This window comes from Rhodospirillaceae bacterium (assembly GCA_016712715.1).
GTDB lineage: Bacteria > Pseudomonadota > Alphaproteobacteria > Dongiales > Dongiaceae > Dongia.
In genome coordinates, this window is record JADJQM010000001.1 from 1,352,984 (window position 1) to 1,365,018 (window position 12,035).

Genomic DNA, 12,035 nt, shown 5'->3' on the forward strand with positions numbered 1-12,035 from the left:
TTTGGAAAGCAACTGACATGGCGAAAGCCCCCAAGGAAGCAGCGCCCGAGAGCGAGGGCGAAGAACTCCTCACCGTCGAGCCAAGCGAACTCGACGAGCGCACCCATGCCGAAATGCTGGCGCTCTACAGCGCCTCGACCGACCAGATCCGCTTCGCCAAGCACCAGCAATGGGGCACGTTGCTGGGCACGCTCGGCCTCTTCGTGCTGCTCGGCGTGGTCGGCGACTATGCCTCGAAGACCGGCTTCCTGTTCAAGCTGTCCCTGATCATCAGCCTGGTGCTGTCGGCGGGCGCTATCTATTCACTCATCATCTATCAGTTCTGGCAGAATGCCGAGCGCGAGAAGCTCAACCTCATCTCGGCGCGCCTCTCCAACCTGGCCCGCCAGATCCGCGGCGTCGTCACCGACCGCGAGCGCAACATCCATCGCTATGTGCTGCTGTTCTTCATGATGGCGTCGATCGTGCTCGGCAACTGGCTGCTGATCGTCTTCCTCGCCCCCAAGGTCTGACAAGCGGAAGATTCCCCCGCTTGACGTCCCCCACTTGACGAGTCTGGGAAGGCTTGCGATAGGGTCTGCCCATGACCGACATCGCCGCCGCCCGCCCCTCCTCCGCCATCCGCCGCGCCACCCTGATCGGGGCCATTGCCGTCCTCCTCTGGGCGACCCTTGCGCTGTTCACCTCGTCAACCGGCGCCGTCCCGCCGTTCCAACTGATGGCGATGACCTTCGCCATCGCCTTCCTGTTCGCAGGGATGAAATGGCTGCGCGATGCAGCGGTGAAGGGCCGCAGCGCTTTTGCCTTTCTGCGCCAGCCCTGGCCGGTCTATGCGCTCGGCATCGGCGGCCTTTTCCTCTATCACCTGTTCTATTTCGTGGCGCTCGATCATGCGCCGGCGGTCGAGGCCAGCCTCATCGCCTATCTGTGGCCGCTGCTCATCGTGTTGTTCTCCGCCCTGCTGCCCGGCGAGAAGCTCTACTGGCAACATGTCGTAGGCGCCCTCATCGGCATGGGTGGTGCCGTCATCCTGCTGGTCTACCGCGACCAGGACGGCAGCACTGACCCGACGCAACCCATCGGCAGTGCGCTGGGCTATGGCGCGGCCCTGGCCTGCGCCTTCACCTGGTCGATCTATTCCGTGCTCTCGCGCCGCTTCGGCTCGGCGCCCACCGATCTCGTCGGTGCCTTCTGCGGCGTCACCGCCCTCCTCGGCTTCATCAGCCATCTCCTGGTTGAAACGACCGTGTGGCCGGCCGATCAGTGGGAATGGCTGGCCATCCTGGCGCTGGGCCTGGGGCCAGTTGGTGCCGCCTTCTTCGTCTGGGACTACGGCGTCAAGAAGGGCGACATCAAGGCGCTGGGCGCCATCTCCTACGCCTCGCCGCTCATCTCGACCCTGCTCCTCATCCTCACCGGCAAGGCCACAGCCAGCCTCGCCATCCTGCTCGGCTGCCTCGCCATCGTCGGCGGCGCGGTGCTGGCCGCCCGCGACCTTTATATGAAGCGCTGACTCTCGATGAAACTCCCTCGCCCCGCGATAGCGGGGAGAGGGTCGGGGTGAGGGGCGCTACACCGGCTCTGCCCCAACCACCCCCTCACCCTACCCTCTCCCCCAAAGGGGGCGAGGGTCATTGGTATGCCATCACTCGAACGGCAGCGTGTTCTTCAATGACGGCCGCGCCGAAATGTCCTTATGCCATTTGGCGAGCGTCGGGTGCTTGTCGCGCCAGGGTTCGGCGCCGAAGCGGAAGTCGAAATAATCGAGCACGATCGCGATGGTGAGGAGGCCGATATCGAGCACGGGGGCAAAGTGATGCGCCTCCTGCTCCAGGGCATCCAACCCTTGCTCCATCTTCAGCTTCTGGCGCTGGATCCAGGCCGGCGATTGTTCACCGGCCGGCCGGCGGATTTCCATCATGCGCAGCACACCCGCATCGGCCATGCCATTCGCCAGCGCCTCGCGCCGGAGCGCATTCCAGCGGGCGGGGCCGGTGGCCGGGAACATCTTCACCCCGTCATGGCGCGAATCCAGGAACTCGCAGATGACATGCGAGTCATAAAGCGACGAGCCATCCTCCAGCACCAAAGCCGGCACCTTATTGAGCGGATTGTCCTTGCCGATATCGCAGGTGGGATCGGCCGTGACCGTCTTCAACAACTCAATCGACTTGTCCTGCCCGGTCTCGATGGCCACCACGCGCACCTTGCGCACGAACGGGCTGGTCGATGAGTAACGCAGCTTGAACATCCGAACTCTCCTTCAGGATCGCGCGATGGCGCGGTGGGCAATGTCGCGGCGGCAGAAGCCGCCCGGCCAGTCGATCGCATCGACCGCCTGATAGGCGCGCTGCTGGGCAAGCTTGACGTCCTTGCCCATGGCCGAGACTGCGAGCACGCGCCCGCCGGAAGCGACGATCTCGCCCGCCTCATTGCGTTTGGTGCCGGCATGGAACACGGCCACGTCGGCAAGCTTCGCCGCCGCATCAAGATTACGGATGACCGTGCCGGTTTCGGGTTTCCCCGGATAGCCCTTGGCCGCCATCACCACGGTGACCGCAGCCGCATCGAACCAGCGCAGGTCGAAATTCTTCAGGCCCCCGTCGCGCGCCGCCATCAAAGCCGGCAGCAGATCGGATCTCAGGCGCAACATCAGCACCTCGCATTCCGGATCGCCGAAGCGGCAGTTGAACTCGATGAGCTTCGGGCCGTCTTTGGTCACCATGATGCCGGCAAACAGCACACCCTTGAACGGCCGCCCTTCCTTGGCCATGCCGGCCACGGTCGGCAGGATGATCTCCGCCATGATGCGCCGCTCGATCTCCGGCGTCGAAACCGGTGCCGGCGAATAGGCGCCCATGCCGCCGGTATTGGGACCGGTATCGCCATCGCCCACCTGCTTGTGATCCTGGGCCGATGCCAAGGGCACCGCATGCGTACCGTCGCAGAGTGCGAAGAAGGACAGCTCCTCGCCGGTCATGAATTCTTCCACCACCAGCTCCGCCCCCGCCTCGCCGAACTGACGATCGAGCATCATCGCATCGATGGCGGCATTCGCCTCGCCATGTGTCTGGGCGATGACGACGCCCTTGCCGGCGGCAAGCCCATCCGCCTTCACCACGACCGGCGTCGGCAGGCTCGCTGCGAACGCCTTCGCCGCATCCGCCTCGCGGAAGCGCCGATAGGCTGCGGTGGGGACATGGTACTTGGCGGCAATATCCTTCATGAACCCCTTGGAGCCTTCCAGCGCGGCAGCCAAGGCGCTAGGCCCGAAGGTCGCGATGCCGGCCTCTTCCAGCGCATCGGCGAGGCCTATCACCAGCGGACCTTCCGGCCCTACCACCACGAAGTCTATCTTCTGCGCCTTGGCGAAGGTCACCAGGGCCGGGATATCCTCAGCGTTGATGGGGACACATTCGGCGTCCTTCGCGATCCCGGCATTGCCCGGCGCGCAATAGATCTTGTCGCACAGCGGCGAGGCCGCGATTTTCCAGCAAAGGGCGTGTTCGCGACCGCCCGACCCCACCACCAGAATACGCATCGATTTCAATCCAATTTCGCTTATCTTATGGCGCCTGCGATACCATAGAATAGTTCATCATGACAGATATCGATTCGGATCCCCTGGACGGGCCGGCCGGCCTCCCCGGCACCGGCCACAATGCGGCGGAAATCACCGTCAGCGAGCTTTCGCAGGCCATCAAGCGCACGCTGGAGGGCCGCTTCGACCGCGTACGGGTGAAGGGCGAGATTTCCGGCTTCAAGCGCGCCGCCTCGGGCCATCTCTATCTGATGCTGAAGGACGAGAACGCGGCCCTGAAATCCGTCTGCTGGAAGGGCAATGCCGCGCGCCTCGGCATCATTCCCGAAGACGGCATGGAAGTGATCGCCACCGGCCGCATCACCACCTATGGCGACCGCTCCGAATACCAACTGGTGATCGAGCGGCTGGAGCTCGGTGGCATCGGTGCCCTCCTGCGCATGATCGAGGAGCGCAAGAAGAAGCTCGCCGCCGAAGGATTGTTCGACCCGGCACGGAAGCGCGCCCTGCCGACCCTCCCCGCCGTGATCGGCGTCGTCACCTCGCCCACCGGCGCCGTCATCCGCGATATCCTCCACCGCCTCGCTGATCGTTTCCCGCGCCACGTGCTGGTCTGGCCGGTGCTGGTGCAGGGCGAAGGGGCTGCTACACAGATCGCCGCCGCCATTCGCGGCTTCAACGCGCTGGAGGTGGGCGGCAGCGTGCCGCGCCCCGATCTCCTCATCGTGGCGCGCGGTGGCGGCAGCATCGAGGATCTGATGGCCTTCAACGAGGAGAGCGTCGTCCGCGCCGCCGCCGAAAGCTCGATCCCGCTCATCTCCGCCGTGGGGCATGAGACGGATACGACGCTCATCGACTTCGCCTCTGACCGCCGCGCGCCCACGCCGACGGCCGCGGCCGAGATGGCGGTGCCGGTCCGCTCAGAACTCATGACGCAGCTGGGCGAGATCGGCCAGCGGCTTTCAATCGGCATGAACCGCCGCCTCGGCGAAGCGCGCCTGACACTTGAAGGCTTGTCGCGCGGCATTCCCGAAACCGATGCGCCTCATCCAGGAGAAGGCGCAATCGCTCGACGGCTGGCTGGAACGCTGGGCCAATGCGCGCCTGCCCTATTTCCGCCGCCGCGCCGACCGCTTGGCGCAACTCCGCGCCGAATTGAAGACACCGCACCAGCAACTGGCCGAGGCACGCAGCGCCATCGATCTTGCCGCCAACAGATTGGGCGCTGCCTTCCATCTCAGCCTTGAGCGCAACCATCGTGGTCTCGAACGAGTCGCGGGCGGCCTCGCCCCGCGCCTCCTCAGCGACCTCATGACACGGAAACGCACCTCGCTCGATCATCTGGGGCAACTGCTCGACAGCTATTCCTACGAAAAGGTGCTGGAGCGCGGCTTCGCGTTGGTGCGCGATGCCGCCGGCAAGCCCGTGTTGACCGCTGCCGCCGTCAGTGCAGGCGACACGCTCACCGTGCAGTTCCGCGACGGCTCGGTCGATGCCGTGGCGGGTAGCACAGCGCCTGAAAAGCCGAAGAAGCGCCAAACCCCACCCGCTGCCCCGCAAGGATCGTTGCTGTGAACCTGCGCGCTGTGACGATCTTGTTTGCGCTGTTGGCCTCGGCGACACCGGCCTCGGCAATAGACCTCAAAGGCCATCTCGTCCCCGGCGGCTTTGTCATCGGCGAGGTCGAACCCGGTGCCACCGTGCTGCTGGGCGAGACGCCGGTCGAGGTGGCACCCGACGGCCGCTTCGTGATCGGCTTTGGCCGCGACCAGGGACCTGAAGCTCAACTCACCATCATCCACGCCGACGGCAAGCCCGAGCAGCAGATGCTGAGCATCGCCCCGCGCGACTATGAGGTTCAGCGCATCGACAAGCTGGACCAGAACATGGTGACGCCCGACCCGGCGACCGAAGCGCGCATCAAGGCCGACCAGGCCAAGGTCAAGGCCGCGCGCGCCAACCCGTCGCAGCGCCGCGACTTCCTCATGGATTTCATCTGGCCTGCAACCGGCCCGATCAGCGGCGTCTATGGCAGCCAGCGCATCCTCAATGGCGTGCCCAAGGCGCCGCATTTCGGCACCGACATCGCCGCCCCTGAAGGTGCGCCCGTCGTGGCGCCTGCCGACGGCATGGTGCGGCTTGCCGAGACCGGCTTTTATCTCACCGGCGGGACCGTGATCATCGACCATGGCCTCGGGCTCTATTCGAGCTATCTGCATCTCTCCCGCGTCGATGTGGTACCCGGCCAGGAGCTGCGCCAGGGCGACATGATCGGCGCCGTCGGCAAGACCGGCCGTGCCACCGGGCCGCATCTCCATTGGGGCCTCAACTGGAACGAGATCCGATTGGATCCGGCTCTCCTCGCACCACCCATGGTCGAACTGACGCCATGATTTTCGCGGACAAGATGGCGCGCTTGACGACTCGGAAAGCGGCCCCATACTTCCCGCCAACACAAGCACAGGTAGCCGCGCCATGAATGAGATCGACGAACTCGTCGACTGGATTTCCAACCCGCCGATCAACCGCGGCATGGTGCCCTATGTGCTCGTCCTCAACCTCGAGGAATTCACCCGCACCAAGGAGGGGATCGAGTTCCTGAAAGCCTTCGCCGACCGGCTCGACGAGTATTTCTCGGGCCGCGGCTGCCGGCTCTATCGCCTCAGCCTTGCCAGCCTGGTGATGACGGTGGCGGATCAGGAGGTGCTGGTGTCCGGCATCCTCTCCGACACCAAGCTGCAATTGCTGCGCATGATCGGCCGGCAATTGCCGGATTATTTCGGCGCCGTCGACGTCAACCGCATCACCCAGATCATCGATCTCCGGCGCGACCGGCCGCGCGCCCTCGATCTCGTGCGCCGTCTCGCGGCGCAAGCCGCCAATGTCGATCAAGTTTCGCACATGATGGACATGCTGCTGCTCGAACACATCACCAGGATCGAGAGCGCCTACAAGCAGCTGGGCGATGCGCGCTTTGCCGATCTGTTCCTCAGGAGCCAGCAGATCGCGATCCATGAGGAGGGCAAGCCTCTCCACCCGGTGATGAGCGAGTTCTTCGCCAGCATGGCGGCCTTGCGCCAGCACCTGCTGGTCGGCGTCGACATGCGCCACAACAAGAACGTCTTCAACCAGATGACGGTGACGCTCGACCGCATCATCCTGAAAGCGATCGAGGGCATCAAGCGCCCCGAACAGCGCGCCTCGCTCAACATCAATATCGAGAGCGTGTTCTCAAGCGATTTTGAGACCTTCGAGAAGCGGTCGCTGAATTCGCTGCGCCGCTTCAATTTCGAGTTCCGCATCGGCGACATCATGCAGAACTTCAACGAGTTCCTGGCGGCGCGCGATCTCATCCAGGGCCGCGGCGGCACCGTCGCCGTCGATGGGTTGCTGCCCTCGATCATCAACGTGATCGACCTCTCGCAATTGAACCCGAACATGATCAAGGTGTTCTGGCAGCCGGGCCTCGGCCCCGAACTGCTGCGCCGGCGCGCGCATTTCGACCGGCTGCGCCAATCCGGCATCGTGCTGGCGCTGGCCCGCGTCGATGACGAAGACGGCTATCTCACCGGCCGCGATCTCGGCTTCGGCATGTTCCAGGGCTACCACATCGACAAGCTGCTGAGCACACCGGCCCCGGTGCCGATGTCGGAATATCGCGGGGTTGGTCGCTAGCTTTTCACTCATCGTCATGGTCCGCGAAGGCGGACCACCCACGAGTTTGTCGCCGCATAAATAAAGTAACTCGTGGGTCCTCCGCCTTCGCGGAGGATGACGACCGAGTTACCCCGCCAAATTCGCCGTCAGCAACTCATCGAACCGCGCCCCCGGTGCATAACCGCCGAGGCCTTTCGGAAATCCGACACCCGCCTTCAACAGCGGATCGGCAACCGCTTCCCCAACCACCTGATGAATCGGGATGACACCCGCCCAGACATCCAGCGCGTAATCGGGTTCATCATCCTTGGGCGGGCCGGAACGGGTCTTGGCCGAGGCTTCCTCGATTTCCATCGCGATCACAGTGGTGCCCTTCAGCTCCTGCTTCTCATTGGGGCGGATCTCGGCGCGGCGGCCGGGATAGAGCCGGTCCACGAAGAGATCGAGCTGATCGGATTCCTCCCGAGGGTCGTCGACCAGTTTCGCCACACCGAACGCCATGACCGAGCGACAGTTGATCGAATGATGAAAGCCCGAGCGTGCCAGCACCAGACCGTCGAGATGCGTCACCGCCACGCAGGCCGGTACACCCGCTTCCTGGAAGCGCAGCATGCGGCTCGCCGCCGACCCATGCCAATAGAGTGTGCGGCCCTGGCGCCAGAAGGCGGTCGGCGTCACGAAGGGCTGGCCGTCGATCACATAGGCGATATGGGCGATGAACGCCGCATCGAGGATCGGAAAGATCGTCGCCTCGTCATATTTGCCGCGCTCATGGAGGCGCTTCACCTTGCTGCGGCTGGTGGGCGTGAAGCTCGCTGGCTTTGAGTCATCGGGCATGGCTGATCTCGCTCTGCATCGTCTGGTTGCTGCTGGCTCCGACTATCGCCCCAAGGCGGATCTATCAAAAGATCCGAAATCGTCTAAAGTGTGGGTCCACTTTGGAGTAACCCCCATGCCGCGCCCGGCCGGATTAGGCTCGCTGCTCGACATCGCCCTCGACCCCACCGCCCCCGAACCACTGTTCCGCCAGCTTTATGCCGAGCTGCGGCAGGCGATCCTGGGCGGGCGCCTTCGGCCGGGCGACCGGCTGCCGGCCAGCCGGGCTTTGGCCGACGAGCTGGGCATTTCCCGCAACACCGTGCTGGGCGCCTTCGAGCAATTGCTGAGCGAGGGCTATCTCGTGATGCGCGGTGGTTCCGGCACCTATGTGGCGGGCGATCTCCCCGATCTTACGCCGGAAAATGCGCGCCCTCAGCGCCAGGGCCGCGCGGCACCGCCGCAACTCGCCCGGCGCAGTGCCATCCTGCTCCATGCCCCGCGCGGCAGCACACGTCCCCAGGCCTCCCCCCACTATCCGTGCTTTGCCCCGGGCTGGGTCGACAGCAGCGACTTCCCCTTCGCCCTCTGGTCGCGCCTCCTCGCCAAGACCTGGCGCCAACCGCCGCGCAGCATCATCGAGGGCGGCGATCCCGGCGGCTATCCGCCGCTGCGTGCCGCCATCGCCGATTTCCTCCGCCAGGCGCGCGGCATCGATTGCGCGGCCGAGGATGTCTTGATCGTGAGCGGCATCCGCCAGGCGGTCGACCTCACCTGCCGCCTGCTGCTCGATCCCGGCGACAAGGTCTGGGTCGAGCGGCCGGGCTTTCCCGGCATCGGTGCGGCCATCGGGGCGGCCGGCGGCAGACTGGTCCATGTCCCGGTCGATGCGGAAGGGCTCGACGTCGCGGCGGGCCTTCGTGCGGCCAAGGATGCGCGCATCGCCTGTGTCGCTCCCTCGCATCAATATCCGCTGGGTGTCGTGATGTCGCTGCAGCGCCGCCTCGCCCTCCTCGCCTGGGCGCGCGACGCCAAGGCCTGGGTGCTGGAGGATGATTACGACAGCGAGTTCCGCTATGCTGGACGGCCCTTGGCGGCCCTCCGCAGCCTCGACGAGGATGGCCGCGTCATCTATGTGGGCACGCTCTCGAAGCTGCTCTTCCCGTCCTTGCGCGTCGGCTATCTGGTGGCGCCGCGGGCCTTGTCCCAGGCCTTCCGCAGCGCCCGCGCCGTGGTGGACGACCAGCCCGCCATGGCGACCCAGCCGGTGCTGGCTGAATTCTTCAAGAGCGGCCATCTCGCCGCCCATGTCCGCCGCATGCGCAAGCGCTATGCCCGGCGCCAGCAATTGCTGCTGCGCGCGACGGAGGCTCATTTCGGCGGCCGGATCGTGCTGCGCCCCGATGCCGCCGGCCTCCATCTGGTGGGCCAGCTGGCCGACCCCGCCTTGCGTCGCCAGGGCGATGCGAAAATCGCCGAAAAAATCGCCGCCGTGGGCGTGACGGTGTCGCCGCTCTCCGCCTATGATGTGGCCGACGACCGCAAGGGTTCCGGCATCTCGCCCCAGGGCCTGATGTTCGGTTACGCCGCGGTGCCCGATGCCAGGATCCTTCCCGGCGTGAAGGCCATCGCGGCAGCACTGCATTTGTGATGAAGGACGTTATGACAATTTCGACCCCGACCCGGATCGCCGCCGCCCTGCTGCTCGCCCTCTCGCTCACCGCGTGTGCTGGATCGTTGCCCGGCACCGCGACAGCGCTGCCCGAGGAGGATGAGGTCCAGGCGCAACCCGCCCCCGAAATTGCCGCGGCCCCCAGCGCGCCTGCCGTTGCAGCCCCCGCCCCGGCGCCGCAAGCGGCCGCTCTCCCCGCGCAACCGGCGGCACCCAAGAAGCCCGCTGCCTGGGGTGCCTTGTTCATCGCTGGCGACAATTCCATCAAGGTGTTCGACAACGCGACGCGGCGCTTCTTCAGCATCCTCGAACGCAAGGACGATGTGAATGTGCGCCGCCTGACCTCGGACCCCGCCACCGCTCCTTCAGCGGAGGATATCGCCGATGTCGGGCCGATCGACGCGGCCCTTGGCTATGTCACGCCGTCGCAGCAGGAAAAATGCCTGGTATTCATGACATCCCACGGGCGCGAGGACGGCTTCTATCTCTCCCAGGCCGGCGGCAGCGGCGGTGTGCTGCCGCCCAGCGTGCTCGACCAATGGCTCGACAATCATTGCGGGGTTCGGCCGACCGTCGTCATCGTCTCGTCCTGCTTCAGCGGCCTGTTCCTGGAACAGGGCATGGCGCAGCCCAACCGCATCATCCTCACCGCGGCGCGGGCCGACCGCACTTCCTTCGGCTGCAATGCGAGCCAGACCTATACCTACTTCGACAAATGCCTGCTCGATTCCTGGACCTGGGTCTATAGCTGGGCCGAGCTCTACGACCGCACCAAGGCCTGCGTCATCGAACGCGAGACCGAACTCCAGGCAAAACCCTCCGAACCGCAGGCCTTCTTCGGCGCCGATGTCGCCAATCTCGATATGCCCTGAGGCAGCCTCACGCGCGGTCGATGCGGCACTGATAGCAATTGTTGGTGCCGGAGCGCGCATGCACATAGGCGACGTCGTCCCGCGCCAGGATCCTGGCCGCCGCTTCCTGCATCTCTGCCGGCGAAACCAACGTCCCGGTGCCATAGACGATGCGGTCGTCGGCGTTATAGCCCTTCAGCAGGAACAGCTTGCGGACCGCGACGACCGGTGGCAGTTCGGCCACTTCCGGATAGCGTTGGCAGGCATCGGCATGAAGGAAGATCGGCCCGGTCTCGGCATAAGGCTGCGGCGCCGGGAACGGCCGATAATTCAATATGAGATAAGGCTCCCCCGCCGCCACATCCTGCTGGCAATGCCGGCACGGGATGCCGTCGCCATCCGAAATATGCCGTTCCGGCACTTGCCCGTTGGCGTCGACGCCGCCGGCCTGGAAGGCGCGCGCGGTCTCGGTCGGCAGGGATACGAATTTGATGCTTGCGGTCATGGTCAATCTCCCGATCATGTGTCGCACGCAATTTGACGCGTCGGCCGCCCACCCGCTATCCGGACCTTGCGCTGCCCCCATGCGCAAGATCGATCAAATGGACATTGCCGCCCTTTGGCATAAGGGCATCCGGCCAATGCGAGTGTTCTCATGAAGCCTGTTGAAAAAGCCCTCTGGTTTATCGAAAGCCATTTCGCCGACAGCATCAGCCTTGATGACATCGCGCGGAATGGCGGCGTCTCACGCTTCCACCTGTCGCGCGCCTTCGCGGCCGCGACCAGCCATTCCGTCATCGGCTATCTGCGCGGCCGACGCCTGACGGTGGCAGCGAGGAACTTGGCTGCGGGTGCGCCCGATATCCTGGCGGTGGCGCTTGAGGCAGGCTACGGCTCGCACGAGGCCTTCACGCGCGCGTTCCGCGACTTCTTCGGCGGGACGCCGGAAGAGGTCAGGAGCCGCCACTCCCTCGACGACCTCTTATGCCTGGAGCCGATCCGCATGCACGCAATCCAAACCATCCCGCTCGCCGACCCGCGTTTCGAAGACAAGCCGCCGCGCCTCTTCGCCGGCCTCAACGAGAGATTCAACAGCAACACGGTGGGCGGCATTCCGGCCTTGTGGCAGCGCTTCAATGCCTATTGGGGCAACATCCCCCATATGGTGAAAGGTGCCGCCTACGGCATCTGCCACGCCTATGACGATGCCGGCAATTTCGACTACATCGCCGGCGTCGAGGTGACCGAGTTCACCGACCAGCCGCCCGAATTCTTCCGCCTGCGCGTGCCCGCACAACGCTATGCCGTGTTCCAGCATGACGGCCACGTCTCCGACATCCGCAATGTCTGCCACACGATCTGGAACCAATGGCTGCCCGCCTCCGGCCTGAAGGCCGCCGACACACCGATGCAGGAACGCTACCACGCCCGCTTCGACCCCGTGACGGGATCGGGCGGCTTCGAAATCTGGCTGCCGGTCAAGGAGTGAGACGCGCAA

Annotated in this window: 13 protein-coding genes; 9 read left to right on the top strand and 4 right to left on the bottom strand. The window is 65.1% G+C overall.

What is annotated here, in order from left to right:
- Positions 1-17: 17 nt before the first annotated feature.
- Both IPK59_06640 and IPK59_06645 read left to right on the top strand, forming a co-directional pair.
- Positions 18-512 carry a hypothetical protein gene (locus IPK59_06640; GenBank protein MBK8158445.1) on the top strand — a complete coding sequence of 165 codons (495 nt, stop codon included), beginning with the start codon at positions 18-20 and terminating at the stop codon, positions 510-512.
- 71 nt (positions 513-583) lie between these two features.
- Complete coding sequence (locus IPK59_06645) at positions 584-1,513, top strand: EamA family transporter (GenBank protein MBK8158446.1); 930 nt, start codon at positions 584-586, stop codon at positions 1,511-1,513.
- Positions 1,514-1,645: 132 nt separating this feature from the next.
- On the opposite strand, the gene IPK59_06650 is transcribed toward IPK59_06645, so the two are convergent.
- Together IPK59_06650 and purD are read right to left on the bottom strand one after the other, a co-directional pair.
- Positions 1,646-2,251: a glutathione S-transferase N-terminal domain-containing protein gene (locus IPK59_06650; protein MBK8158447.1), complete on the bottom strand. Its 606-nt coding sequence runs from the start codon at positions 2,249-2,251 to the stop codon at positions 1,646-1,648.
- Between the two features lie 12 nt (positions 2,252-2,263).
- On the bottom strand, positions 2,264-3,541 hold the full coding sequence (purD, locus tag IPK59_06655; protein MBK8158448.1) for a phosphoribosylamine--glycine ligase: 1,278 nt from the start codon (positions 3,539-3,541) through the stop codon (positions 2,264-2,266).
- 59 nt (positions 3,542-3,600) lie between these two features.
- On the opposite strand from purD, the gene IPK59_06660 reads away from it, so the two are divergent.
- The 4 genes from IPK59_06660 to IPK59_06675 all read left to right on the top strand — a co-directional run bounded on the left by IPK59_06660 (position 3,601) and on the right by IPK59_06675 (position 7,216).
- A complete protein-coding gene (locus tag IPK59_06660) occupies positions 3,601-4,788 on the top strand; it encodes an exodeoxyribonuclease VII large subunit (protein MBK8158449.1) in 1,188 nt (395 codons plus the stop codon).
- Positions 4,760-5,116, top strand: coding sequence for a hypothetical protein (locus IPK59_06665; GenBank protein MBK8158450.1), 357 nt, complete (start codon positions 4,760-4,762; stop codon positions 5,114-5,116). Before IPK59_06660 ends, IPK59_06665 begins: the two co-directional genes overlap by 29 nt.
- Before the next feature lie 2 nt (positions 5,117-5,118).
- Complete coding sequence (locus IPK59_06670; GenBank protein MBK8158451.1) at positions 5,119-5,934, top strand: M23 family metallopeptidase; 816 nt, start codon at positions 5,119-5,121, stop codon at positions 5,932-5,934.
- 82 nt (positions 5,935-6,016) lie between these two features.
- Entirely contained in the window at positions 6,017-7,216 is a 1,200-nt protein-coding gene (locus IPK59_06675; GenBank protein MBK8158452.1) for a hypothetical protein, read from the top strand.
- Positions 7,217-7,324: 108 nt separating this feature from the next.
- On the opposite strand, the gene IPK59_06680 is transcribed toward IPK59_06675, so the two are convergent.
- Positions 7,325-8,035: a pyridoxamine 5'-phosphate oxidase family protein gene (locus IPK59_06680; protein ID MBK8158453.1), complete on the bottom strand. Its 711-nt coding sequence runs from the start codon at positions 8,033-8,035 to the stop codon at positions 7,325-7,327.
- Positions 8,036-8,150: 115 nt separating this feature from the next.
- Between IPK59_06680 and IPK59_06685 the strand changes: the two genes are divergently transcribed.
- Positions 8,151-9,665 (top strand): PLP-dependent aminotransferase family protein, encoded by a 1,515-nt coding sequence (locus IPK59_06685; protein ID MBK8158454.1) that lies wholly within the window; start codon positions 8,151-8,153, stop codon positions 9,663-9,665.
- 11 nt (positions 9,666-9,676) lie between these two features.
- Entirely contained in the window at positions 9,677-10,558 is an 882-nt protein-coding gene (locus IPK59_06690; protein ID MBK8158455.1) for a hypothetical protein, read from the top strand.
- 7 nt (positions 10,559-10,565) lie between these two features.
- On the opposite strand, the gene IPK59_06695 is transcribed toward IPK59_06690, so the two are convergent.
- Complete coding sequence (locus IPK59_06695) at positions 10,566-11,042, bottom strand: DUF1203 domain-containing protein (protein MBK8158456.1); 477 nt, start codon at positions 11,040-11,042, stop codon at positions 10,566-10,568.
- Positions 11,043-11,192: 150 nt separating this feature from the next.
- Between IPK59_06695 and IPK59_06700 the strand changes: the two genes are divergently transcribed.
- Entirely contained in the window at positions 11,193-12,026 is an 834-nt protein-coding gene (locus IPK59_06700) for an AraC family transcriptional regulator (protein MBK8158457.1), read from the top strand.
- Positions 12,027-12,035: the final 9 nt, after the last annotated feature.